Origin of the sequence: Thioclava sp. F42-5 (genome assembly GCF_002213195.1) — a bacterium.
GTDB classification, from domain to species: Bacteria; Pseudomonadota; Alphaproteobacteria; order Rhodobacterales; family Rhodobacteraceae; genus Thioclava; species Thioclava nitratireducens.
This window is the reverse complement of the sequence record NZ_NBNZ01000002.1, coordinates 355,022-380,675: the sequence shown is the minus strand read 5'-3', so window position 1 is coordinate 380,675 and position 25,654 is coordinate 355,022. Positions and strand designations below refer to the sequence as shown.

The 25,654-nt window shown below is 64.1% G+C and carries 20 protein-coding genes; 6 read left to right on the top strand and 14 right to left on the bottom strand.

The features are described from left to right. Positions 1-152 precede the first annotated feature (152 nt). Together carB and B6V74_RS07115 are read left to right on the top strand one after the other, a co-directional pair. Complete coding sequence (gene carB, locus B6V74_RS07120) at positions 153-3,482, top strand: carbamoyl-phosphate synthase large subunit (RefSeq protein WP_075774121.1); 3,330 nt, start codon at positions 153-155, stop codon at positions 3,480-3,482. Between the two features lie 142 nt (positions 3,483-3,624). Next, the gene (locus tag B6V74_RS07115; protein WP_088722384.1) at positions 3,625-4,353 is read left to right on the top strand and encodes a hypothetical protein; all 729 of its coding nucleotides are present in this window, start codon (positions 3,625-3,627) and stop codon (positions 4,351-4,353) included. Positions 4,354-4,433: 80 nt separating this feature from the next. Here B6V74_RS07115 and B6V74_RS07110 read toward each other — a convergent pair whose 3' ends face one another. From B6V74_RS07110 to B6V74_RS07095, 4 genes are all read right to left on the bottom strand, one after another. Continuing rightward, entirely contained in the window at positions 4,434-5,174 is a 741-nt protein-coding gene (locus tag B6V74_RS07110; RefSeq protein WP_088719769.1) for a GH25 family lysozyme, read from the bottom strand. A 199-nt stretch (positions 5,175-5,373) separates the two neighbouring features. Continuing rightward, positions 5,374-5,886 (bottom strand): calcium-binding protein, encoded by a 513-nt coding sequence (locus tag B6V74_RS07105; protein WP_088722383.1) that lies wholly within the window; start codon positions 5,884-5,886, stop codon positions 5,374-5,376. Between the two features lie 93 nt (positions 5,887-5,979). Beyond that, positions 5,980-6,324, bottom strand: a complete 345-nt coding sequence (locus tag B6V74_RS07100; protein WP_088722382.1) for a carboxymuconolactone decarboxylase family protein — start codon at positions 6,322-6,324, stop codon at positions 5,980-5,982. A gap of 277 nt (positions 6,325-6,601) precedes the next feature. Continuing rightward, complete coding sequence (locus tag B6V74_RS07095) at positions 6,602-9,103, bottom strand: FAD-dependent oxidoreductase (protein ID WP_088722381.1); 2,502 nt, start codon at positions 9,101-9,103, stop codon at positions 6,602-6,604. A 368-nt stretch (positions 9,104-9,471) separates the two neighbouring features. On the opposite strand from B6V74_RS07095, the gene B6V74_RS18755 reads away from it, so the two are divergent. Next, complete coding sequence (locus tag B6V74_RS18755; protein ID WP_240497070.1) at positions 9,472-10,779, top strand: PRC-barrel domain-containing protein; 1,308 nt, start codon at positions 9,472-9,474, stop codon at positions 10,777-10,779. 320 nt (positions 10,780-11,099) lie between these two features. Here B6V74_RS18755 and B6V74_RS07085 read toward each other — a convergent pair whose 3' ends face one another. Together B6V74_RS07085 and B6V74_RS07075 are read right to left on the bottom strand one after the other, a co-directional pair. Beyond that, a complete protein-coding gene (locus B6V74_RS07085; protein ID WP_088722379.1) occupies positions 11,100-11,720 on the bottom strand; it encodes a class I SAM-dependent methyltransferase in 621 nt (206 codons plus the stop codon). 565 nt (positions 11,721-12,285) lie between these two features. Continuing rightward, positions 12,286-13,272: a D-glycerate dehydrogenase gene (locus tag B6V74_RS07075; RefSeq protein ID WP_075774114.1), complete on the bottom strand. Its 987-nt coding sequence runs from the start codon at positions 13,270-13,272 to the stop codon at positions 12,286-12,288. 184 nt (positions 13,273-13,456) lie between these two features. Here B6V74_RS07075 and B6V74_RS07070 point away from each other — a divergent pair, with 184 nt between their 5' ends. Beyond that, the gene (locus B6V74_RS07070) at positions 13,457-14,098 is read left to right on the top strand and encodes an SH3 domain-containing protein (RefSeq protein WP_088722377.1); all 642 of its coding nucleotides are present in this window, start codon (positions 13,457-13,459) and stop codon (positions 14,096-14,098) included. Positions 14,099-14,146: 48 nt separating this feature from the next. Next, complete coding sequence (locus B6V74_RS07065) at positions 14,147-15,031, top strand: cation diffusion facilitator family transporter (RefSeq protein ID WP_088722376.1); 885 nt, start codon at positions 14,147-14,149, stop codon at positions 15,029-15,031. Positions 15,032-15,160: 129 nt separating this feature from the next. On the opposite strand, the gene B6V74_RS07060 is transcribed toward B6V74_RS07065, so the two are convergent. From B6V74_RS07060 to B6V74_RS07035, 6 genes are all read right to left on the bottom strand, one after another. Beyond that, positions 15,161-17,182, bottom strand: a complete 2,022-nt coding sequence (locus tag B6V74_RS07060; protein WP_088722375.1) for a M3 family metallopeptidase — start codon at positions 17,180-17,182, stop codon at positions 15,161-15,163. 37 nt (positions 17,183-17,219) lie between these two features. Next, positions 17,220-18,284, bottom strand: a complete 1,065-nt coding sequence (locus B6V74_RS07055) for a HesA/MoeB/ThiF family protein (protein ID WP_088722374.1) — start codon at positions 18,282-18,284, stop codon at positions 17,220-17,222. Between the two features lie 3 nt (positions 18,285-18,287). Further along, complete coding sequence (gene dut / locus B6V74_RS07050; protein WP_088719635.1) at positions 18,288-18,758, bottom strand: dUTP diphosphatase; 471 nt, start codon at positions 18,756-18,758, stop codon at positions 18,288-18,290. 127 nt (positions 18,759-18,885) lie between these two features. After that, entirely contained in the window at positions 18,886-20,094 is a 1,209-nt protein-coding gene (coaBC, locus tag B6V74_RS07045; protein ID WP_088722373.1) for a bifunctional phosphopantothenoylcysteine decarboxylase/phosphopantothenate--cysteine ligase CoaBC, read from the bottom strand. Between the two features lie 59 nt (positions 20,095-20,153). Beyond that, positions 20,154-20,966 carry a ChaN family lipoprotein gene (locus B6V74_RS07040; protein ID WP_088722372.1) on the bottom strand — a complete coding sequence of 271 codons (813 nt, stop codon included), beginning with the start codon at positions 20,964-20,966 and terminating at the stop codon, positions 20,154-20,156. Further along, on the bottom strand, positions 20,963-21,841 hold the full coding sequence (locus B6V74_RS07035; RefSeq protein ID WP_075774107.1) for an RNA polymerase factor sigma-32: 879 nt from the start codon (positions 21,839-21,841) through the stop codon (positions 20,963-20,965). The genes B6V74_RS07040 and B6V74_RS07035 overlap by 4 nt, the downstream gene beginning before the upstream one ends. Before the next feature lie 467 nt (positions 21,842-22,308). Here B6V74_RS07035 and B6V74_RS07030 point away from each other — a divergent pair, with 467 nt between their 5' ends. After that, positions 22,309-23,820 carry a YifB family Mg chelatase-like AAA ATPase gene (locus B6V74_RS07030; RefSeq protein WP_088722371.1) on the top strand — a complete coding sequence of 504 codons (1,512 nt, stop codon included), beginning with the start codon at positions 22,309-22,311 and terminating at the stop codon, positions 23,818-23,820. On the opposite strand, the gene B6V74_RS07025 is transcribed toward B6V74_RS07030, so the two are convergent. Beyond that, positions 23,801-24,604: an alpha/beta fold hydrolase gene (locus tag B6V74_RS07025; RefSeq protein WP_342637081.1), complete on the bottom strand. Its 804-nt coding sequence runs from the start codon at positions 24,602-24,604 to the stop codon at positions 23,801-23,803. The genes B6V74_RS07030 and B6V74_RS07025 overlap by 20 nt on opposite strands. Before the next feature lie 106 nt (positions 24,605-24,710). Further along, positions 24,711-25,652 (bottom strand): glutathione synthase, encoded by a 942-nt coding sequence (gshB, locus tag B6V74_RS07020; RefSeq protein WP_075774104.1) that lies wholly within the window; start codon positions 25,650-25,652, stop codon positions 24,711-24,713. Positions 25,653-25,654 lie beyond the last annotated feature (2 nt).

Genomic DNA, 25,654 nt, shown 5'->3' with positions numbered 1-25,654 from the left:
GGTCGCGCCCTCCCCGCGCGCGGCCTTGGCGGGGTTGGGCCCGCGCCTTCGCGTCATCCCGCAACCCGGCTATCGCGTCCTGACCCTCTTGCGACGCCTGACCCTTTGCGTATAAAGCGCCTCAATTTGCGCAGCGACCAGAGGGGATTCCCATGCCGAAGAGAACAGACATCACGTCAATCCTCATTATCGGCGCCGGGCCCATTGTGATCGGGCAAGCCTGCGAGTTCGACTATTCGGGTGCCCAGGCCTGCAAAGCCCTCCGCGAAGAAGGCTACCGCGTCATCCTCGTCAACTCCAACCCCGCGACGATCATGACCGATCCGGGTCTGGCCGACGCCACCTATATCGAACCGATCACGCCGGAAGTCGTGGCCAAGATCATCGAGGCCGAGCGCCCCGACGCGGTGCTGCCGACGATGGGCGGGCAGACCGGCCTCAACACGGCGCTTGCTCTCGCCGATATGGGCGTGCTGGAGAAATTCGGCGTCGAGCTGATCGGTGCGAACCGTGACGCGATCGAGATGGCCGAAGACCGGAAGCTTTTCCGCGAGGCGATGGACCGGATCGGCCTAGAGAACCCGAAAGCGACCATCGTATCCTCGCCCAAGCGTGAGAACGGCACCTATGACGTCAACGAGGGTGTGCGTCAGGCGCTGGTCGAGCTGGAGCATATCGGCCTGCCCGCGATCATCCGCCCCGCCTTCACGCTGGGCGGCACCGGCGGCGGCGTGGCCTATAACCGCGAAGACTACGAGCGCATTTGCCGCTCGGGCCTCGACGCCTCTCCCGTCTCCCAGATCCTCGTCGACGAGTCGCTGCTGGGCTGGAAAGAATTCGAGATGGAGGTCGTACGCGACCGCGCCGACAACGCCATCATCGTCTGCGCCATCGAGAACGTCGACCCGATGGGCGTCCATACCGGTGACTCGATCACCGTGGCGCCCGCGCTGACGCTGACCGACAAGGAATACCAGATCATGCGCAACGGCTCGATCGCCGTGCTGCGCGAGATCGGCGTCGAGACCGGCGGATCGAACGTGCAATGGGCGATCAACCCCGAAGATGGCCGCATGGTCGTGATCGAGATGAACCCGCGCGTATCGCGCTCCTCGGCGCTAGCCTCCAAGGCCACCGGCTTCCCGATCGCCAAGATCGCGGCGAAACTCGCCGTGGGCTACACGCTGGACGAGCTCGACAACGACATCACCAAGGTCACGCCCGCCAGCTTCGAGCCGACCATCGACTATGTCGTCACCAAGATCCCGCGCTTCGCCTTCGAGAAATTCGCAGGCTCCAAGCCGGAGCTGACGACGGCGATGAAATCGGTGGGTGAGGCGATGGCGATCGGCCGGACCTTCCACGAATCCGTGCAGAAGGCGCTCGCCTCGATGGAGACGGGCCTCAGCGGCTTCGACGAGATCGAGATCGACGGCGCGCCGGAGAAGGCCGCCGTCATCAAGGCGATCTCGCAGCAGACGCCCGACCGGATGCGCCTGATCGCGCAGGCGATGCGCCACGGGTTGAGCAATGAGGAAATCCAGCACGCGACCGCGTTCGATCCGTGGTTCCTCGCCCGCATCCGCGAAATCGTCGAGGCCGAGAACGAGATTCGCAAGAAGGGCCTGCCGCTCGACGAAAAGGGTCTTCGCAATCTCAAGATGATGGGCTTCACGGACGCGCGTCTCGCCAAGCTGACTGGCCGCGACGAAGCGCAGGTCCGCCGCGCCCGCCGCAACCTTGGCGTCACCGCGGTCTTCAAGCGCATCGACACCTGCGCCGCCGAATTCGAGGCGCAGACGCCCTACATGTACTCGACCTACGAGGCCCCCGCGATGGGCGAGGTCGAATGCGAGGCGCGTCCCTCCGACCGCAAGAAAGTGGTCATCCTCGGTGGCGGTCCGAACCGGATCGGCCAGGGGATCGAGTTCGACTATTGCTGCTGCCACGCCTGTTTCGCGCTGACCGACGCGGGTTACGAGACCATCATGGTCAACTGTAACCCCGAGACCGTATCGACCGACTACGACACCTCGGATCGCCTGTATTTCGAGCCGCTCACGCTGGAGCACGTCCTCGAAATCCTGCGGGTGGAGCGTGACAACGGCACGCTGCACGGCGTGATCGTGCAATTCGGCGGCCAGACGCCCCTTAAACTCGCAAACGCGCTGGAGGCCGAAGGCATCCCGATCCTCGGCACCACGCCCGACGCGATCGACCTTGCCGAGGACCGCGAGCGGTTCCAGGACCTGCTCAACCGGCTGGGCCTGAAGCAACCGGTCAACGGCATTGCCAGCTCCGACGAGCAGGCCTTCGAGATCGCGGGCCGCGTCGGCTATCCGCTGGTGATCCGTCCCTCCTATGTTCTGGGCGGCCGCGCGATGGAAATCGTGCGCGACCTCGACCACCTCAAGCGCTACATCAAAGAGGCGGTGGTGGTCTCGGGCGACAACCCGGTGCTGCTCGACAGCTATCTGGCGGGCGCCATCGAGGTGGACGTCGATGCGCTCTGCGACGGCGAAAGCGTCCATGTTGCGGGCATCATGCAGCATATCGAGGAAGCCGGCGTCCACTCGGGCGACTCCGCCTGCTCGCTGCCGCCCTACTCGCTGAGCCCCGAGATCGTGGCCGAGCTGAAGGTGCAGACCGAGAAGATGGCCAAGGGCCTCAACGTGGTCGGCCTGATGAACGTGCAATTCGCGATCAAGGACGGCGAGATCTATGTGCTCGAAGTGAACCCGCGCGCCTCGCGCACCGTGCCCTTCGTCGCGAAAGCCACCGACTCGGCAATCGCGTCGATCGCGGCGCGCCTGATGGCGGGCGAGAAGCTGTCGGCGTTCCCGGCGCGCCCGCCCTACCCCGAAGGCGTCGGCCCCGACACGCCGCTGCCCTTCGCCGATCCGCTGACGCTGGCCGATCCGCAAACGCCGTGGTTCTCGGTCAAGGAAGCCGTGCTGCCCTTTGCCCGCTTCCCGGGTGTCGACACGCTTCTCGGCCCGGAAATGCGCTCGACCGGCGAGGTGATGGGCTGGGATCGCGACTTCCCGTCGGCCTTCTGGAAAGCCCAGCTCGGCGCGGGCACCGTGCTGCCTGAAAGCGGTCGCGTGTTCTTCTCGATCAAGGATTCCAACAAGACCGACGATCTGGCCGAGGCCGCCGCCACGCTGATCTCGATGGGCTTCACCATCGTCGCGACCGGCGGCACCGCCGCTTGGCTCGCCGAGCATGGCGTGGAAAGCGAGAAGGTGCTGAAGGTCTATGAGGGCCGCCCGAACATCGTCGACCGGCTGAAGAACGACGAGATCGACCTCGTCTTCAACACCACCGATGGCAGTCAGGCGATCTCGGACAGCCGCGACATCCGCGCGGTCGCGCTCTATGACAAGATTCCCTACTTCACCACCGCCGCCGCTTCGATCGCCGCCGTCGCAGCGATCAAGAGCCGCAAAGAGGGCGAAGTCCACGTCCGCTCGCTACAGTAAGCGACCGCGCCAGTTCAGAAAGATATGTGTCCTCCGAAGCACAAGCTTCGGAGGACATTCATTTTTCACATTCCGGATATTGTTCACATTCGCGTCCTGACTATGAGTGTCGAACCATCGCTCTGATCAGCCAGGACACATCATGAAAGTCTCTCTTCTCGCGGCAGCATTGCTCGCGCTCGCGCCGACCGTCTCGAACTCGGCGGATCTGAAAGGCGGCTCGATCGAGCTGGGCTATTCCGATCTTGTGAACAACGATTTCTATGACACGTTCGCCAAGCGTTCGGTCACAGGCTCCGCGGAGATCGGCTTCGGCCCGACTTTCTCGGTGCAGGGTGATCTCGCCTATGCGAATTACGGGAACGGCGCCGGTTTCGACATGGATACCAACAATGTCGCGCTGCACACGATCTATCACCCGAACGAAGCGACCGCTCTCGGGGTCTTCTTCGGGCGCGACACGTTGGACGGCGAGAATACGAATTACCACGGTATTGAAGTGGGCCACGGCATCGGGGCCTTCTGGGGCGAAGCCTACTTCACGCGCGTCAAGGATCTGGGCGCGAAAGGCGATCTCTACGGCGTCTCCGGGCGCTACACGCTCAATGACCGGATCGAGTTCAACGCGAGCCTCGACAACTTCAACGTCTCGTACCTCAACACCAACCGCGTGTCATTCGGGATGGATTACCGTGTGAACGACGCCTTCACGCTGAACGGCACTGTCGGCCACCTCGACATGGGCTATGGCGGGGCTTCGGACTTCATCTCCATCGGCGCGAAATTCACCTTCGGTCCGAACAAAGGCGCGACATTCGAGCAGCGCGACCTTTTGCGCTATCTGCCTGGACAAGGCAACTCTGCTGCCTGACCGGTCGGACGGCTTATACTCATGACAAGGGCGGCTCCAAGTCGCCCTTTTTCATCCCCGCTGCCCGCGAGGTGCCCCCGTCACGCCCGCTGCGCCCGCCGGGCGAGCCAGCTTTGCCACGCGCCCGGAGACCCCGCGAAAGCGTTCATGTCCACCGTTCCGGGCACGCCGGGCACCACGCCCGTGCCGCTATATTGCCAGAAGCTCCAATCGGCGCCGGGGTAGCGCTCCATCGGGTGCGCGGTGACCGAGCGCAGCCACATCTCGTAGCCCGAGAAACGCGACAGGTCGTTGTCGCGCCAGAAGTCGATCGTCGTGTAGATGACCGGTTTCGTGCCGTAATGACGCGTCAAAGCAGCGAGGAAGCGGTGCATCTCGGCGCGGGTGACGTGGGCCGCGGGGCGGCGCTGGCAGGTGCGCGAGGTATGGTTCCACTCGATATCCAGCACAGGCGGCAGATCCCCCCGCCGGCGCGGCACGTTGCGGATATACCAATCCGCCTGCTCTTCGGGGGAACGGCAGAAATAATAGAAGTGATACGCCCCCACCGGCACGCCCGCTGCCCGCGCGCGGGTCGCGTTGATGTGGAAACCGGGATCGGAGTGATCGCCGCCCTCGGTCGCCTTGAGCCACGCGAAGGACACGCCAGCTGCGCGCGCTCGGCGCCAGTCGATCTCGCCCTGATAGCGCGCCGCGTCGATCCCGTGGACCGGCAACCGGGCCGGCGCCAGACCTTCCCAGTCATGCGGATCGGTATCGCCGAAGCGCGCGGGGATGCCGCTCGCCCGGTAGTTCGAGGCGGACAACACGGCCGGACGCATCAGCGTGGCCTGTTTGCCGCCCGGCCCGCCACCGCAGCCCGCCAAGGCCAAGGCCGCGCCCGAGACGAAGAACCTGCGTGAAATCCCCATGCTCACTCCCCCGTGATTTTTTCCTAGCCTCTCATGCAAACGCCCGCCTGTCATCGCTGACAGGCGGGCGTCTTTTGACATCGGCAAGGCTTCGCCTAAAGGGTCCGGGTCAGGTCCGTGGGCCAAAATCGGCGCTGGTCAGCACGCCGTCCCCGTTGCGATCGCGCATCGCGAACCACCGATCAGTACCGCCCACGAACTCCACGCGCGAGATTACCCCGTCACCATTCGCATCAAAGGCCCGCAGCCCTTCGGCGGCCGGGACATCGTGCCCCGAGCGCATCGCGCGGCCCTGACCCTGACGCTTGCCGGGCCCCTGCCCCATACCTTCTGGCATCTGATGCCCCGGACCCTTGCCGACCGCGCGCTCCATTGCCTTATGCTCGTCGATCATGGCGATCTCCGCTGCGGAATAGGCGTCATCCTCGTTCTCGTCGAACATCGTGAAGATGTCGCCGCGCCGCTCGCGGGCTTCGGACAGCGTGACGCCACCATCGCCATCGAGATCCCATTGCAGGAGGAATTCTTGCCCCGGCACCGGGGCAGTCTGCGCGAAGCCCGGAGCGGCGCCGAGCAGGAGGGCCGCGGCGAGGGGCGCGGCAAGAGAGGCGAACCGTTTCATCTGTCTGTCCTTTACAATGTGATGTCGAAAATGAAACGAAACGGCCCGCACCTTTCCGGCGCGGGCCTGACAACATGTCGCAGAGGGGAAGCCTCAGGCTTTCGCTGCGGCCAGCTCGTCCCAGCACGCCAGCGCGTGACCGGCATACATCACACCCGGGCCACCGCCCATCTGGATCGCCATGGCAAGCACGTCGCCCAGCTCCTCGCGCGTACCGCCCGCTTTCATCAACGCCTCTACATGGAACATGATGCAGGGCTCGCAACGCAGCACGACCGCCATGCCGAGGGCGATGAATTCCTTGGTCTTCACATCGAGCGGCCCGTTCTCCTTCACCGCTTTCGACAGCACACCAAAGCCGCCGACTGCGTCGGGGATCGTCTTGTTCATCACGCGTAGCTCGTTGCGCATCTCGTCGATTTTCGCCTTGTAGCTCATCGCAGGTCTCCTTCGCATTTCGTCCCTCGCGGCGTGACACGGGGCGCGGGCGAAATCCTTGACCTGCGTCAATACATTGGCGTGAGCGGGTAACGGCTGATAGCGAGGGGGCTCCGCCCCCGGCGCGGGACACGCGCCTCCCCCGGGATATTTCTCAAGCCCGAAGAGGCGCAAAGCGTCGTCCTCTTCGCCTTGGCGCAAATATCCCCGGGGGTAAATTCGCGCAGCGAAAAGGGGGGCAGCGCCCCCCTTCTGCGATCTCCATCGAGAGACAGGCTCAGCCGTCGACGCGGATGCGTGCGTTAGTCGGATCGTGCGGGCTGTCCTCGGTCACTTCCGCCGGATAATCGGCACCGAGGATGCGCACGCTCAGCTTGGTGCCCGGCTCGGCCAGATCGGGGCGCACATAGCCCATGCCGATCTGCTTGCCGAAGGCCACCGACCAGCCGCCCGAGGTCAGACGCCCGACCTTCTCGCCGTCCCGCTTGATGACTTCCTTGCCCCATGGATCGGCATCGTCCGGCCCGTCGATCAAAAGCGTCACGCATTTCGAGCGGATGCCGGTGTCGAGCATCGCCTGTTTACCGGTAAACTCCTTCTCGAGGTCGATGAAGCGGTCGAGACCGGCTTCCTGCGGGGTCGCGTCGCGGCCCAGCTCGTTGCCGAAAGCGCGGTAGCTCTTCTCCTGACGCAGCCAGTTCTGGGCGCGCGCGCCGACGAGCTTCATCCCGTGCTTCTCGCCCGCTTCGACCAGCAGATCCCAGAGGTAGCGGCCGAATTCGACGGGGTGATGCAGTTCCCACCCCAACTCGCCGGTATAGGCCACGCGCACGGCACGGACCGGACACATGCCCAGCTCGATATTGCGCATCGAAAGCCACGGGAAGCGCTTGTTCGAAAGAACCGTCTCCGGATAGGCGTCCTTGACGACCTCCTGCAGGATCTTGCGGGCATTGGGGCCTGCGAGCGCGAAGACGCCCCATTGCGTGGTCACGTCGTGGCAATCGACATAGTCGCCGCCCGCCGCGCGGAAATCCTCGATCGATTTGCGCAGGAAGTCGCCGTCGTAATCGGTCCAGGCACCGGCCGAGATCAGGTAGTATTCATCCTCGGCCAGCCGCACGATCGTGTATTCGGTGCGGGTCGTGCCCGCTTCGGTCAGGGCGTAGGTCAGGTTGATCCGACCCACTTTCGGCAACTTGTTGCAGGTGAACGCATCGAGGAAGGCGGTCGCGCCGGGGCCGCGCACCAAGTGTTTGGTAAAGGCGGAGGCATCGATAAGGCCGGCGGTGTCGCGCAGCGCCTCGGCCTCGGCCTTGGCATATTGCCACCATTCGCCGCGCCGGAACGATCGGCTGTCACGGTCGAAGCTCGAAGGCGCATCCTTGGGCCCGTAGTAGTTCGGACGTTCCCAACCGTTGGTCTGGCCCATCTGCGCGCCCGCCGCGATCTGGCGATCATAGGCGGGGGCGGTGCGCAGCGGGCGGCAGGCTTCGCGCTCTTCATCGGGGTGGTGCAGGATGAAGACGTGCTCATAGGCCTCTTCGTTCTTTCGCGCCGCGTATTCGGTGGTCATCCAGCTGCCGTAGCGCTTGGGGTCGAGCGAGGCCATGTCGATCTCGGCCTCGCCTTCGACCATCATTTGCGCGAGGTAATAGCCGGTGCCGCCCGCGGCGGTGATACCGAAGGAGAAGCCTTCCGCCAGCCACATGTTGCGCAGGCCCGGCGCCGGGCCGACCAGCGGGTTGCCATCGGGGGTGTAGCAGATCGGGCCGTTGAAATCGTCCTTCAGGCCGACTTCCTCGGAACTCGGCAAGCGATGGATCATCGACATGTATTCTTCTTCGATACGCTCCAGATCGAGCTGGAACAGATCGGCGCGGAAACTCTCCGGCACGTCGTAGAGGAAGCGCGCGGGCGCGTTGCGCTCATAGGGGCCCAAGATCCAGCCGCCGCGCTCTTCGCGGACATACCATTTCGCATCCGCATCTCGCAGCACCGGGTGCTCGGGGTTGCCCTCGGCGCGCCATTTGACGAGCGCCGGATCGGCATCGGTCACGATGAACTGGTGTTCGACGGGAATGGCGGGGATCTTGATGCCGAGCAGGCGGGCGGTGCGCTGCGCGTGGTTGCCGGTGCAGGTCACGACATGCTCGGCGCGGATCTCGATCTCTTCGCCGGAGCCGACAAGGTTGCCGCCCTTCTCGACCATCTTCTCGAGCGTCACGACCCATTCCGAACCGGTCCAGCGATAAGCGTTGACCTGCAGCTTGCGCGCGATCTCGGCACCGTGCTGGCGCGCGCCCTTGGCCATCGCCTGCGTCACGTCGGCGGGATTGATATAGCCGTCCTGCGGGTGGAACAGCGCACCCACGAGGTCTTCGGTGTTCAGAAGCGGCCAACGCTCCTTCATCTGCGCAGGCGTGAGGAACTCGTGATAGACGTCCGCGGTCTCGGCCACGGAAGAATAGAGCTTGTACTCGTCCATCCGTTCCTGCGTCTGCGCCATGCGCAGGTTGCCCACGATCGCAAAACCCGCATTCAGCCCGGTCTCGGCTTCGAGCGTCTTGTAGAAATCGACCGAGTATTTGTGGATGTGGGTCGTCGCGTAGCTCATGTTGAACAGCGGCAGCAGACCCGCGGCGTGCCAGGTCGAGCCCGAGGTCAGTTCGTCGCGCTCGATCAGCAGCGTGTCCCAGCCCGCCTTGGCGAGATGATAGGCGACACCGCACCCGACCGCGCCGCCACCGACGACCAGAGCTTTCACATGGGTTTTCATCGCGGGGCCTCCTTGCCGATACGGACGTAGGGGCAGATTGACCCTCATATTCGCGAACGCAATCCGATCCGGGCGACATTCGCGCGACAAAAACGACAAAACCGCACACGCCACGCTTTGGGCGCGCGGCGCCAGCCCGCCATAGCCCGTTCATGAAAGCCGAAGCCTCGTTGGGCGGCCCCGAACCGAGCGATGACATGGTCGTGATGCGAGTCGCGAATTCGTGTTTAGTTCCCGCAAAAAGTAAAAATTTTTCCCTTGCATGCACAGGAACTGTGCGCGGGTTCACCAGTTTTCAGTGCATCAGAGGCGGCGGTGACGGAAAGCAAAGCCGACCCGCCTCGCCTAATTCGAAAGGGAGACGAGATATGAAGAAGCTCATCACCACTACCGCAATCGGCCTGATGCTTGCCCTGCCCGCACATGCCGAAGACAAAGCGAATGCCAACGCCAAGGCGGAAGCCAACGCGAACGCTTCGGCCAGCATGTCGGGCGACATGTTCATGAAGTCGATTCCGGATTCCTTCAACGCCTCGGGCCTCATGGGCAAGCGCGTGTACATCTCGAAGGACAAGGTCGACGCCAAGACCGCGGTCAACGAGGCGCAGGACAACTGGGATGACGTCGGCGAAGTCAGCGACGTCGTGCTCGGCACCGATGGTAAGGTCGATGCCGTACTCGTCGATGTTGGCGGATTCCTCGGCATCGGCGAGAAGACCGTCGCGATCTCGATGGATTCGCTGAACCTGGTTCCCGATGGCGACACCGAAAATTCCTATTTCGTCGTCGCTCAGGGCAGCAAGGACCAGCTGGACCAAGCCCCGAAATACGACGCCGAAATGCAGACCGCGTTCAGCTCGGACACGAAGGGCGAGATGAACGGCAACGACAACGGCGAAGACATGCAGAACGCCGATGCGTCGCAGTCGCAGGATTCGGACATGGACGGCGACAAGATGGAAAACGCCGACGCGTCGCAGAAGATGGATAAGGCTGGCGACAACGCGGAAGCCGCTGCCACCGCGACCGCCGCTGCCGCTGGCGCCGCTGCGAACGAAGCTGCCGACAAGACCGCCAAAGCTGCCGATAACGCAGGCGAAGCGATGGACAACGCTGCCGAGAACACTGCCGACGCTGCTCAGAACGCCGCGCAGGACACCGAGCAGGCGATGAACAGCGCCGCCGACAAGACCCAAGAGATGGCGAAAGACGCCGCTCAGAACACCAAGGAAGCCGCGAACGCGACCGGCCAAGCCGTCGAGAACGCTGCTGACAACGCTGGCGAAGCGACCAAGGAAGCCGCGAACGAAACCGGGAGCGCGATCGACGACGCCGTCGACAGCACCGCTGCCGCCGTGGGCACCATGGGGCAAGCCGACAAGGAGAGCGGCCAGAAGGTCGACGTGGCTTCGGTCGATCCCGACACGCTGCGTGGTGAAGGCGTCTATGGCCCGAACGACGACAAGGTCGGCGACGTGTCCGAACTGGTTCAGGGCAAGGACGGTAAAGTCTCGGGCGTCGTGATCGACGTGGGAGGCTTCCTCGGCATCGGCGCCAAGCCGGTCGAGATCAAGGCCAGCGAGCTGACCGTTCTGAAGAACGACACTTCGATCACCGTGCATACGGGTCTGACCGAAGAGCAACTGAAGAAGCTTCCGAAATACGAAGCGAAGTAATCTTCGGATGATGTGACGGAGAGCGGGGGCAGCCCCTGCTCCCAGCGAAGGCCCCGGGACTGTCCCGGGGCCTTTCGTCATTTCGGCCGCATTGCGACCTCGGGGTCGCCTGCCGCAAATGAAAAGGCCCCGGATCGCACTGACGCATTCCGCGTGGTGGGAGGTTTGATGAGGTATCTCATCGGCGACAAGAGGGACCGAGCGCAGTAGAACTCATTGGCCATAGCAAGTAGGCGGCGATTTCATCGTCGCCTATTTCTTTAGCCATGTCTTGAAAGCGTGTTGGGCACGTCGGCTCACGACCAGTTTCATCTGCGGCTTCAGCCGAAGCGGCGGAAAAGACTGAACTGGAAGGACTGGCTTTTGCCCGAGGGAGTCTGATGCAGGTGGTGGCGATGCGCCACGAGTTCGAAGCTTTCTCCAAGCAACTGGGCGAGGTCGTTTGGACTATATCGGGCGACCGGGAGGCCACTACATTTCTCCGGCCCGTCTGGCGCAAAGGTGGCAATGATCGCATGGCCGCCGATGTTCACCGCGCGCGCGAGGTTTTCCAGATAGGCCGCCCGATCCGCCGCATCGACGAGGAAGTGGAACACTGCCCTGTCGTGCCACAGGTCGTAATGGCGATCAGGGGCCCAAGTGGTGATGTCTGCCGAAATCCATTTCACTGTTTCACCGGCTTGTCCCAGCCGGTCTCGGGCTACACCCAGGGCGACCTGCGATAGATCGAGGACTGTGATATCGCGAAGTCCCATCGCGACGAGAGCGCCCGCAAGGCGGGAGGTTCCTCCGCCAATGTCGATGATTGATGAATTCGCAGTTGCGCCAGCCATCTCGATCAGTTCGAGCGAGACCCGTGGATCATCCTGATGCCAACTCAACTGGGCCTCGGACTTCTCGCCATAGACGGTGTCCCAGTGTGCCTTTCTGTCGACCGTCATGTCTCCACGCCCTCCCAACTCATTGCGGCGAAAGCACCCTTCGAAAGACTGCTCCGCCGTCCATCTTCGACCGGAGTAGAAACCAACGCAGGTAACGCCCCAGACACTTCGACGCCGGACCTTTGAAGGGCCCCATGAAGTCGTTGTAGCGGGAGTGTAATGCGTTCACATTCTGGGAGTGAAATGCTTTCTGCGTGGCCTGTTTGCCTGGCTTGTTCTTCTTGGTGAGGAGAACGGCGCGCGGCTTGAAGTCGATACGGATGCTCGTCCGCGAATTTTGCCGCATGCGAAGGTCAAGCTTGTGGCCGAGGGATATTGGCTGCATTTATGAAATCGGAAGCAGAAAGGTCTGAAATCACTGATTTTTCTTCATTCACGCAGGCGAATGATGCCGCCGAGAAAAAAGTCTCGCATTTACGACATCTTTTTCGGAACCTGATGCGGCATTTTCCTTAGAAATAATAAAGACCTGCCGTGAGTATCACGACAGGCCCGATCTTTTGGGCATCCCACCACGCGGAATGCGTAAGGATCGCACCGGGGCCTTTTCTCTGCCACCTGGGGATCAGATCATCGACGGCACGACGAGATCCGGCGGCCGGTGACCGTCGGCGAAGGTCTTGATATTGACCAGTACCTTCTCGCCCATCTCAACACGTCCTTCGACCGTGGCCGAGCCCATATGGGGCAGCAGCACCACGTTCGGCAGCTCGCGCAGACGCGGATTGACGTCCGCGCCATGCTCGAACACGTCGAGCCCGGCCCCGGCCAGCTCGCCCGCCCGCAACGCCCGTGTCAGCGCGTTTTCGTCGATCACCTCGCCCCGCGACGTATTCACGATCACCGCCTCGCGCTTGAGCATCTTCAGCCGCCGCGCATTGAGCAGGTGGAAGGTCGAGGGCGTGTGCGGGCAGTTCACCGAAATCACGTCCATCCGGCTCACCATCTGGTCGAGACTGTCCCAGTAGGTCGCCTCCAGCTCCTCCTCGATATCGGGGTGAACCTTGGTGCGGTTGTGATAGTGGATCTGCATCCCGAAGGCCTTGGCGCGCCGCGCCACCGCCTGACCGATCCGGCCCATGCCGAGAATGCCCAGCCGCTTTCCGCCAATCCGATGGCCCATGAAGGCGGTGGGGGCCCAGCCCTTCCAGTCGCCCGCCTGCATATGCGCGAGCCCCTCGGGAATGCGTCGTGTCACCGCCAGCATCAGCGCGATCGTCATATCCGCCGTATCATCGGTGACGACACCGGGCGTGTTCGACACCAGCACCCCGCGCTGACGCGCCGAGGACACGTCGATATGATCGACCCCGGCGCCGTAATTCGCGATCAGTTTCAGGCGCTCGCCAGCCTGCGAGATCATCGACGCATCGATCCGATCGGTCACGCAAGGCACGAGAACATCGGCGCGCTTCATCGCCTCGACAAGGTCCTCCCGGCTCATCTTGCGATCGTCGTGATTGAGCTCGACCTCGAACAATTCCTTCATCCGGGTCTCGACGACCTCGGGCAGGCGTCGCGTCACGACAACACTCAGGCGCGGTGCAGGCATCTCGGTCCTCTCCTCTCTTCCATCGCGGGGCGGTTGGATGCAAACTGCCCCTCAACGCGGGCAGGCACAAGGCCCGGCAAGAGCAGTAATGGCCGAAATCGACACGCGAGCGCAATTTTATTGCGCACCGGATGTCGCAGACCCGCGGATCAGCCGACGGGCGGGCCGGGATATGAGGCGGATGATGACGGGCAGCAAAATCCTCGCGGCGGTATCCTCAATTGCGATTCTGGTGGGTGCGGTCTGGAGCGTGTCGGGCAATGCCTCCGGCGCGCAATCGAAACCCGACGCGGCACCCTCTCAGACGGCTGCAACCAGCCAGACCAACAAGCCCCAAGCGAAGCCCACGGCCGAACCCGATGGCAATGGCCCCGACGTGCAACTGTCGAAACCGCAACATCGCGGCCCCGTCACCCACCTGCCGATCCCGCGCTACGTCTCGCTCAAGGGCTCGAAGGGAAATGTGCGCCGCGGCCCGTCGCTGTCGCACCGGATCGACTGGGTCTTCACCCACCCGGGCATGCCGCTGAAAGTCACCGCAGAATTCGGCCACTGGCGGCGCGTCGAGGATAACGAAGGGCAAGGCGGCTGGATTCACTACACGCTGATCTCGGGCGTCCGGAACGTGATCGTCATGCAGGACATGGTCTCGCTCCATGCCCGTCCCGATCCGAAATCCGCGGTCACTGCCAAGGCGCAGGCCGGAGCGATCGCGCAGCTGGGGGCCTGCACCCACGATTGGTGCGAAATCTCGGGTTCGGGCGCGGATGGCTGGTTACCCAAGACGGAAATCTGGGGCGTCGACCCCGACGAGACCCGTGACTGAGACGCTCTCCTGCGCTAGAGCAACGGCGCAAAGGTAGAGGCGGCGGCGATGGCCTATAGCGAAAACGAACACCGGATGAACACCTCGGCGGGTCTGGCCTCGGTCGGCACCGCCGCGCTGCTCGTCGCGATAAAGGCCTGGGCGCTGTGGCAGACCGGGGCGCTCTCCGTGGGCGCCTCGCTGGCCGATAGCGCGGTGGACCTGCTGATCTCGGGCGCGGGGCTGCTGGCGATCCTCTATGCCGCGAAACCCGCCGATGACGATCACGCTTTCGGACACAGCTCGGCCGAAGACCTCGCGGCCCTCGGTCAGGCGCTGATCGTGCTGGGCGCAGGCGCCACGATCGGCATCACCGGGATACGGCGGCTGATGGCGCCTTCGCCCCCGCTGCTCGCCGCAGAGGGGCTTGGGATCGCGGTGATGGTCGCCTCTGCGGTGATCACCTTCGGCCTGATCTGGTGGCAGGGCCGCGTGGCAAAGGCGACCGGCAACAAGGTCGTCGCCGCCGACCGTCTGCACTATGTGGGCGACCTGCTGCCGACGCTGGGCGCGATCCTCGCGCTCTGGCTCTCGCATGCCTTTGGCTGGGGCGACGTGGACAGCATCGTCGCCCTGATCGCCGCCGCGATCATGCTAGCCGGCGCGGCGAAGATCTTCATTGGCGCATGGCACGCCCTGATGGACCGCGCAGCCCCTGACGACGTGATCGAAGGCATCGCCAAGATCGCCCGCGACTGGCCCGATGTGCGCGGCTTTCACGATCTTAAAACCCGCACCGCCGGCGCGCAGATCTTCGTAAACCTGCATATCGAACTCGACGGGGATCAGACGCTGGAGGAAGCGCACGACATCGGCGCCGCGCTCAAACGCGCCATTGTCGCGGCCTATCCGCAGGCCGACGTCATCATCCACAAGGATGTCTATCGGGGCTGAGCGCGGAGGGGGGCGCTGCCCCCACGGCTTGCGCCGCCCCCCGGGATATTTTGGCCAAGAGGAAGGCAGATCGTCTTGCTTCCAACTGCCTCAAATATCCCCGCCGGAGGCTCCGACATCACCACTCGCTCAGGCGGCCGGATCAAGCAGCCCGCGACCCTTCAGCAGAGGCTCGACCCCCGGCATCTTGCCCCGGAACTCGGTATAAAGTTCCTCCGGCGGCCGCGAATTGCCCGCAGACAGAACGAAGCGTTCGAGTTTCGCCGCCGTTTCCGGGTCGAACACGTCGCCGGCTTCCTCGAAGGCCTCGAACGCATCGGCATCCATCACCTCGGACCACATGTAGCTGTAATAGCCCGCCGAATAGCCGTCGCCCGAGAAGACATGCGAGAAATGCGGCGTCGCGTGGCGCATCCGGATCGCGTGGGGCATGCCGATCTCGCGAAGCACCTCGGCTTGTTTCGCCATCGGATCTTCCGGGGCCGCACCCTCGTGGAAGGCCAGATCGACCAGCGCCGAACCGAGATATTCCACCGTCGAGAAGCCCTGGTCGAAAGTGGCAGCACCGTTCAGCTTCTCGCGCAGCTCCGTCGGCATCGGCTCGCCCGTCTTGTAGTGGCGCGCGTGTTTTTCGAGCGTCTCGGGCACGTCGAGCCAATGCTCGTACAGCTGGCTCGGCAGCTCCACGAAATCGCGTGCGACCGAGGTGCCTGATAGGAACTGATAGGTCACGTTGGACAGCATCTGGTGCAGCGCATGGCCGAATTCGTGGAACAGCGTGCGTGCGTCGTCATGCGACAGAAGCGCCGGATCGCCCTTGGCGAAGTTGCACACGTTCACCACGATCGGCACCGGCGCGCCGCCCAGCTTGCGCTGCGAGCGCATCGCCGAGCACCACGCGCCAGACCGCTTCGAACCGCGCGCGAAATAGTCGCCGAGGAACACGGCCAGAACCTTGCCCCCGCGCGACACTTCCCAGCCACGCACGTCCGCATGATAGAACGGCCCGTCGATCTCCTTGAACTTCAGCCCGAAGAGCCGGTTCGCCGTATCGAAGGCCGCACCGATCATCGCGTCGAGCGAGAGATAGGGCTTGATCTGTCCCTCGTCGAAATCATGCTCTGCCACGCGGCGCTTCTCGGCATAGTAGCGCCAGTCCCACGGCTCCAGATCGCCATTGATCCCGTCGGCGTGCATCATCTCGGCCAGCTTCGCGGCATCGGCCTCGGCGGCGGCCTTCGCAGGTGCCCAGACCCGCATCAAAAGATCGCGCACCGCTTCGGGCGTCTTGGCCATCTCGGGCTCCAGCTTGTAGGCGGCGAAGCTCTCGTAACCCAGCAGCTTCGCGCGTTCCTCGCGCAGCTTGAGCACCTCGGCGGCGATCTCGCGATTGTCGGTCTCGCCGCCATTCGCGCCGCGCGCGGCCCAGGCCTCGTAGGCGATCCGGCGAAGCTCGCGATTGGGCGAGAATTGCAGGAAGGGCACGATCAGAGAGCGCGAGAGCGTCAGCACCGGACCGTCCTGCCCGCGCTCCTTGCCCGCCGCGCGGGCGGTATCCACGACGAAATCGGGGAGCCCTTCCAGCTCATCCTCGGCCAGCGGGCGGAACCACCCGCTTTCATCGGCCAGCAGGTTCTGGCTGAACTGCGTAGTGATCGAGGCGAAGCGCTGCTTGATCTCGCGCATCCGCTCGGCCTCGGCCCCTTCCAGCGCCGCGCCGGAACGGGTGAACATCTGATAATATTGCTCCAGAAGCCGGTCCTGCTCCGGGTCAAGTCCGAGGCTCTCGCGGCTCTGCCAAAGCTGGTCGATCCGCGCAAACAGCGCCTTGTTCATCGTGATCTCGGAGGAAAACGCCGCGAGCTTCGGCGCCAGATCGCGCATCAACTCCTGCCGCGCGGGCGTCGCATCTGCGCCGGCGAGGTTGTAGAACACGCCCGCGACCTTTTCGAGCGCCTCTTCAGCCAGTTCCATCGCCTCGATCGTATTGACGAATGTCGGGGCGTCGGGCGAGTCCGCGATTGCCGCGATATTGGCGCGCGCCTCGGCCAGCGCAGCATCGAAAGCAGGCGCGAAATCGGCATCTGAAATCTCGGTGAAGGGCGGCAGTTCGTAGGGGCCGGTCCAGTCGGCGAGAAGCGGGTTGGTCATGGCGTGTCTCCTTTGCATCGCAAGCTAGGACGCACGCTCAGGATTGACCATCCCCCGCGCCACGCCCTTCGCCGCAAACCGCGCAATCGGCGCGTCGCTTCACGCCGAACTGACGGCTCTCGCCCCAGAGGGCGTCGTAGATCATCAACCGTCCGCGCGCGGATTGCCCCGCGCCGGTGATCTCCTTGATCGCCTCGGTCGCCATCATCGAGCCCACAACGCCCGGCAACGCGCCGACCACCCCCGCTTCGGCGCAGGTGGGCGCAAGACCCGCCGCCGGTGCCTCGGGGAAAACACAGGCGTAACAGGGCGCACCCTTCGCTGGATCATAGAGCGAGAGCTGCCCTTCCCATTGCGTGATCGCGCCAGAAATCAACGGCGTGCCTGTCGCCACGCAGGCCGCGTTCACCAGATAGCGGGTGTCGAAATTGTCGGTCCCGTCGAGGACGAGGTCATATTCTGCAACCAGCCCTTCGGCATCCGCGGCGCTCAGGCGGCGGTTATAGGGCAGCACCTCGATATGCGGGTTGAGCGCCAGCATCGCTTTCTGTGCGGAGAAGACCTTGGGCATCCCGAGATCGGCGTCGCGGTGGATCACCTGCCGCTGCAGGTTGGAATTCGAGACGGCATCGTCATCCACGACACCTATCCGCCCCACCCCGGCAGCGGCGAGATAGAGCAGCGCGGGCGAGCCCAGCCCCCCGGCTCCGACCACCAGAACCTTAGCCTGTTTGAGCCGCTTCTGCCCCGGCCCGCCGATCTCGCGCAGCATGATGTGGCGCGCGTAGCGGTCCAGTTCAGCCTCGGAGAAGCTGCCCGGTTTGGCGGTTGGCGACTGCGGTTCCTTTGCCTCGGCCCTCGTCCGGATCGCCCCAAGCATCCAGCGATAGATCAGCACCAGCGCGACCACGACACCGAGGCCAATCCACCCCGCAAGCGAACCGCCCAGAACACGTCCGATGGGAGAAAATCCCGGGATCGGCAGATGCGCGACCACCAGCGCCGCCCAGACCAGCACCAGCATCCCGAAGATCGCACGGGCAGACGCTTTCATCACCAGCCCAAGCCCGAGGATCGCCGCCATGAGAGTGAGTCCGAGCATGCCTCAGCCCTTGCCGGTCGAGCCGAAACCGCCTGCGCCGCGTGCGGTGTCACCCAAAGTGTCGGAGACCTCGAAGCGCGCCTGCACCACCGGCGCGACGATCGCCTGCGCGATGCGCGCCCCATGCTCGATCAGATAGGGCTCTTGGCCGAGGTTGATCAGCAGCACCCCCAGCGGCCCGCGATAATCGGCGTCGATCGTCCCGGGCGTGTTGGCCAGGCTGATCCCGTGTTTGTACGCAAGCCCCGAACGTGGACGGATCTGCATCTCGAACCCTTCGGGAATCTCGACTCGCAGCCCTGTCGGAATGATCGCGCGCTGCATCGGGCCGAGCATGACGCCGCGGCCGCGATCCTCGGGCGGAAGATTGGCGCGCAGGTCGGCCCCGGCGGCGCCGTGGGTCTCGTAGCGCGGCAGGGCGATCTCGTGATCGGCCCAGTCTTCGTGCAGAACCTTGATGATCGGTGTGCTCACGTGTCCCTCTCCTGCCCGATGTCGTGCGGGCGTCAATTGCAGATGCCTCCGGCGGGAATATTTGGACCAAGCCGAAAGAGGGGCGCTTCGCTTCGTCTTGGCATAAATATCCCCCGCGGAGCGTCCCTTACCCCGTCGCCGCGCCCAAGGCTGCCGCGATGCGCGCAGCCAACCGCCGCGCAACCTCGTCCTTGCCCGTCCGGTCCCAGCTTTCCGCGCCGGTCTCGTCGATGATCGTCACCGCGTTCTCGGTGCCGCCCATAATCCCGGTCGCGGGGCTCACGTCATTGGCGACGATCCAGTCACAGCCCTTGCGGGCGCGTTTGTCCGCCGCGAAGCGCGCGACATCGTGGGTCTCGGCGGCGAAGCCAACCACGAGACCCGGGCGGCCCTCGCCCATCTTCGAAACTGTGGCGAGAATGTCCGGGTTCTCGGCAAATTCCAGCGCGGGTGGCGCGCCGGTGCCGTCCTTCTTCATCTTCCGCTCGGCCGCGTTCGCGACACGCCAGTCCGCCACGGCGGCAGCAAAGATCGCGGCCTCGGCAGGCAGCGCGGTCTGCACCGCGTCGAGCATTTCGCGAGCGGTCTCGACCTTGATCACCTTCACGCCCGCAGGGGGCGCAACCGTCGCGGGACCGGTGACGAAGGTGACAGTCGCGCCGAGATCGCGCAGGGCTGCGGCAATCGCCGTGCCCTGCGCGCCCGATGAGCGGTTCGCTATATAGCGCACCGGGTCGATCGGCTCATGGGTGGGCCCCGAGGTCACGAGGATATGGCGGCCTTTCAGCGGACCGTCGGACAGCGCCGCACCGATCGCCGCGAGGATCGCTTCGGGCTCGATCATCCGGCCCTCGCCGAATTCGCCGCAGGCCATGTCGCCCTCGGTCGGACCTGCGAAGATCACGCCGTCGGATTTCAGCGTCGCGATATTGCGCTGCGTTGCGGGATGCTCCCACATCCGCACGTTCATCGCGGGCGCGATCAGCACACGCTTGTCCGTCGCGAGCAGCAGGGTCGAGGCGAGGTCATTGGCCAGACCGTGCGCCATCTTCGCCATCAGGTCGGCGGTGGCCGCCACGACGACGACCAGATCGGCGGCGCGCGACAGCTGGATATGACCGATCTCGGCCTCATGCGTCAGATCGAAAAGGTCGGAATGCACGGCCTCGCCCGCAAGCGAGGACAGGGTCAGCGGCGTCACGAACTCGGCGCCGGCCTTGGTCAGGACCGGGCTCACCGAGGCTCCCGCACCCCGCAGCAGTCGGATCAGCTCGGGCGCCTTGAAGGCGGCGATGCCGCCGCCGACGATCAACAGGATGCGTTTGCCGGCAAGCATTTGCCTCTCCGTGAAACTCTCTCAGATGGTCTAAGCGCCGGGGCGCATTGGTGCAAGGATCACTTGAACGCGGCGCAGGGATCGGCGCGCTCGGTCGGGGGCGTCACGATCCAGTCGTCATAGGGCTGTGGGCCGGGATCGGCACCCGGTTCGGCCTCGATCTGGCCGATCGCCACGACCTTCGCCTCCGGGTCCGCCTTGCGCAGAAGCGCGGGGACCGCGAGGTCGGTTCTGGCATGGCCCGAGCCGGTGACCACCGCGACCGGGCCGCCGGTTTCCTTCAGCGCCTTCAGAGCGACCCGGGCGAAGGCGGCGTCGCGGAAGCGTTGCGCGGCGACCATGCCGGGGAGCAGATCGACCGGAAGCGCGTTACAATGATCTTCCTGCGACTGAGCTTCCAGCTTGGCCTGCAACGCGTCGGGATAGGGTTGATCGAGCCCGTAACGCGCAGCGCCCTTGCCGAACAGCTCCGGTAGCGGCTTGGTCATCGCGGCGCGCACTGTCTCGCGCGGCTGCGCGGCGCCATAGACTTTCGCATCGCCCAAAGCCTCGAAAATCGGATAGTAGATCGCGAAATCGGGCCAGCCCGAGTTATTCCAATCCAGCGCCTTGTCCAGCGCCCCCTCGTCCTTCAAAAGCGCCGGCGTGATCTTCGCGGCCTGCTCGGGCGTCAACTGTTCGAACACCACAGCGGCGGGCTTCAGCGCCTTGATCGCCCGCGCCTGATTGAGGTGATGGGTGGGGTTGTCGTGAATCTCGCCCAGAACGACAATATCGCCCGACAGCGTATCGAGCTGGTCGGGCGATATTTCCGCAGCTTGAGCGGAACCTGTCAGCGACAGCAGGCAGATAGCGGCGAGAAACTTCCTCATATGAAGAAGCTTTGCACCTCGCCCTGATGTGTTTCAAGCGATTTGCGCATCTTGCCGAAGGCCTGCGCTTCGAGCTGACGAATGCGCTCTTTCGAAAGACCCAATTCTTCACCGAGGCTTTCCAAAGTGCGCGGCTCGTCGATCAGGCGACGCTCGCGGACGATGTAGGCTTCGCGGTCGGTAAGACGCTCCATCGCCTCGCCCAACCAGACTTTCATCGTCTGGCCGTCATGGGTGTCGGCCACGGTTTCCTCCGGGCTCGCGCCGTCATCTTCCAGTGTGTCGACCCATTCGCGGCCTTCGTCTTCGCTGGACTGCGTCGCGTTGAGCGAGAAGTCGGAGCCGGACAGGCGGCCCTCCATCATCTCGACATCGGCAAGCGGCACGCCGATCACCTCGGCCACGCGCTGCCGCAGCTGCATCGCGTCGAGCTGCTCGCCTTCTTGCTGAGCCTCGCGGGTCAACTGAGCCTGAACGCGGCGCATGTTGAAGAACAGCGCTTTTTGCGACGAGGTGGACCCGGTGCGCACCATCGACCAGTTCCGCATTACGAATTCCTGGATCGAGGCCTTGATCCACCACACGGCATAGGTCGAGAAGCGCACGCCGCGTTCCGGATCGAACTTGTCGGCGGCCTTCATCAGACCAAGTGACGCTTCCTGAATGAGATCGTTCATCGGGGCGCCGTAGCGGCGGAACTTCGACGCCATCGAAATCGCTAGGCGCATGTAAGCGGTTACAAGTCGATGGAGGGCCTGCTCATCCCGATGATCGCGCCACGCGCGCGCCAGCTCTGCTTCGGTGTCAGCGTCCAGGAACTCTGCCCGCATCGCTTGGCGTGGCAGGGTTTCATCGGTCATACCATCAAGTGCCATTTACAATCTCCCTGGGGTGTCCAGCCCAAACCGGCGCAACCTTGAATTGGGTGGCTGCTTTGCCCACCCAATGCGAATGACATGAATTAGTTCCTCACGGAAATGTTGAATTTTGCTTGAAACTTTGTGCGCGTGGCGCACTTGACGACGTTTTCAAGCGAAAAATGAAAGAAATTCATACCCCTACGGAAGGACCATCACTCCTTCTTGAGCACGACATATCATAAGCCTGCTCACGGACACTTGAGAAACTGTAACGCAACGCGTTGATCTTGTGCGCGAAATTGAAGCGAGCGCTGTGCGGATATGCAGAAAATGCAGGTTCTCGTGGAGATTTCGGCAGCTTTCCCCCAGGCGCCTTTCGCCCCTGAGTCGAGGTTCGGGTGCCGCCTCTCGACCTCGGCGACTGTTAACCAATCCTAAACCATGATCGCGCTACCCATCGACGAGGAGGCGTGGGAGAACCGATGGTCAGCCAGAGCTACACGGTGGCGTTCGAGGGGGTGGAAGCCCGCCTCGTGGAGGTGCAATGCGCGCTCTCCGAAGGCATGCCCGGCTTCGCGGTCGTGGGTTTGCCCGACAAGGCGGTCTCCGAGGCGCGCGAGCGGGTGCGCGCGGCGCTCGGTGCGCTGGGGATCGCACTGCCGATGCAGAAGATCACCGTGAACCTTTCGCCCGCGGACCTGCCGAAAGAGGGCTCGCATTTCGACCTGCCCATCGCCCTGTCGCTGCTGGGCGCCATTGGCGTGGTGCCCCGCGACCGGATCGAGGCACTGGTCGCGGTGGGGGAACTATCGCTCGACGGACGACTGCTGGCGGTCGCGGGCGCCCTACCCGCGGCGATGGCGGCTGCCGCAGCGGACAAGGGGCTGATCTGCCCGAAAGGCTCCGGCGCAGAGGCCGCCTGGGTCGGCGCGACCGATGTAACGGCGCCGGAGACGCTCGGCGGCGCAATCGACCATCTCAGCGGTCGCCTGCCGCTCGAGCCTGCGCGACCGGGTCTGATCGAAGCGACCGCGCATCCGCGCGACCTGCGTGACGTGAAGGGTCAGGAGCGGGCGAAACGCGCGCTGGAAATCGCCGCGGCCGGACGCCATCACCTGATGATGATCGGCACGCCCGGCTCGGGCAAATCCATGCTGGCCGCGCGGCTGGCCTCTATCCTCCCCGAGATGCGCCCCGAGGAGATGCTGGAAACCTCGATGATCCAGTCACTTTCGGGCCTGCTGGCCGAGGGCGGCATCTCGCGCACCCGCCCCTTCCGCGAACCGCACCACACCGCTTCGATGGCGGCGATGATCGGAGGCGGGCGCGGCGCACGCCCCGGCGAGGTCAGCCTCGCCCATAACGGCGTCCTGTTCATGGACGAGTTCCCCGAATTCCCCCGCGCCGTGCTGGAGACTCTGCGCCAACCGATCGAAACCGGAGAAGTCGTCGTCTCGCGCGCCAACGCACATACGCGCTACCCCTGCCGCTTCCTGTTGATCGCCGCCGCGAACCCCTGCAAATGCGGCTATCTCGGCGATGCCGAACGCGCATGCCCCCGCGCGCCCGGCTGTGGTGACGACTATCTGGGCCGAATTTCAGGACCGCTGATGGATCGGTTCGATCTGCGCATCGAGGTGCCCCCGGTGCGCTATGCCGATCTCGACCTGCCCGCCACCGGCGACAGCTCCACAGAAGTGGCGGCGCGCGTCGCTGACGCACGCGAGCGGCAGGCCCAACGCTTCGCGGATCACCCGGAAATCCGCGTCAACGCCGAAGTCGAAGGACGGTTGCTCGAAGATATCGCAACGCCGGATACCGAGGGACGCGATCTTCTGGCGCGGATGGCGGAACGGGTCGGGCTCTCGGCGCGCGGCTACCACCGCGTCTTGCGGGTCGCACGCACGATCGCCGATCTCGATCACGCCGATAAGGTGCGCAAGCCACATATCGCGGAGGCGTTGAGCTATCGCCTCAGCGCTGTGGCAGGTTGAGCATCTTGCGCGCCGCGGCGGCCGCGTCTTCCAGCGCCTCGCGCGCCTCGGGAATCCGACCGTCGAAGAAATGCCAGACATGCGGCGTGTCGGGCCAGCTCTGCACGGTGACATCCGTGCCGAAATCGCGCAGCCTTTCGGCCATGCGCAGCGAGTCGTCACACAGGATCTCGGCCATCGAATGCTGGATCAGCACCGGTGGCGGATCGGGAAATTCCGCGAAAAGCGGCGAGAAGCGCGGATCGGTCGGGTCATGGCCGCGCAGAACCATTTCGCAGGTGTCGCCAAGACGCTCGACCGGCAGCATTGCATCTTTAGAAGCGTTGAGGCGGAGGCTCTCGCCCGAACAGGTCAAATCCGTCCAGGGGGACAAAGCGATCACCCCGGCAGGCGGCGTGCCGCGCTGGCACAGGGCGCTGAGAAGCGCCAACGCCAAGCCGCCCCCCGCGCTGTCGCCTGCGAGCACGATCGCGCTAGGATCATACCCGGTTTCAACAAGCGCGTCGAAAGCCGCCGTCGCATCCTCGAGCGCGGCGCCCACCGGCGCTTCGGGCGCGAGGCGGTAATCCGGCACGATCACCTCGAGGCCGCTCAGCTTCGCCAAGCGCCCCGTGAGACCGCGATACATCCAAGGGGAGCCGGTGACGTAACCGCCGCCGTGAAGATAGAGAATGACGCGCCCGGCCGCGCATTGTCCCGCGCGCAACGACAGTGCGTCACGCCCGGCCAGCCTGATTTGCAGACGACATATCTCCGTGGGCTCGCGCACGATCCAACTGGCCAATCTCTCGGTCCCGCGTCGCATTTGCGCAGGGCCGTGGAACCTGCGCACCATCGGTTTTGCGAAAGCCCGCAGCCAGAGATTGAGTAAAACCAGACGGATCGACATATCAGCTCCGTTTCGCTTCGATCGCCTCCCAGATCCGGGCGGTGATATTCACGCCGTCGAACCGTTCGAGCTCCTGAATTCCGGTGGGCGAAGTCACGTTGATTTCGGTCAGCCAATCGCCGATCACATCGATTCCGACGAAAATCTGACCCTTCTCGCGCAGATGCGGACCGATCCGCGCACAGATTTCTCGATCACGCGCGGTCAGCTCGACCTTTTCGGGCCGGCCGCCGACATGCATGTTCGACCGCGTCTCACCTTCCGCAGGCACCCGATTGATCGCGCCCACGGGCTCGCCATCGACAAGAATGATCCGCTTGTCGCCCTTCGACACCGCGGGCAGGAATTTCTGCGCGATCAACGGCTCGTTGTTGATGCCGATGAAAAGCTCATGCAGCGACGACAGGTTGCGGTCGTTCGGATCGAGCCGAAACACCCCCGCTCCCCCGTTGCCATAAAGCGGCTTGAGGATGATATCGCCATGCTCGGCCTTGAAGGCCCGGATGGCCTCGAGGTCGCGCGCAATCAATGTCGGCGGCGTCAGGTCGGGGAAGTCGAGAACGAGTAGCTTCTCGGGCGAATTGCGTACCCAGAAAGGATCGTTCACCACAAGCGTCTCGGGATGAATCCGATCCAGCAGATGCGTCGTGGTGATGTAGCCCATGTCAAAGGGTGGATCCTGCCGTAGCCAGACGACGTCCCAATCCCCCAGATCGATCTCGGCCTCTTCGCCCAACGAGAAGTGATTGCCCTTCTCGCGGCGCACCGTGAGCGGCCAACCACGTGCATAAACGCGACCCTCGCGATAAATCAGACGGCCCGGCGTGTAATAGAACAGCTCATGCCCACGAGCCTGCGCCTCTTCGGCGATCCGAAACGTGCTGTCAGCCTCGATATTGACCGCTTCGATCGGATCCATCTGGATCGCAACTTTCAAACCCATCC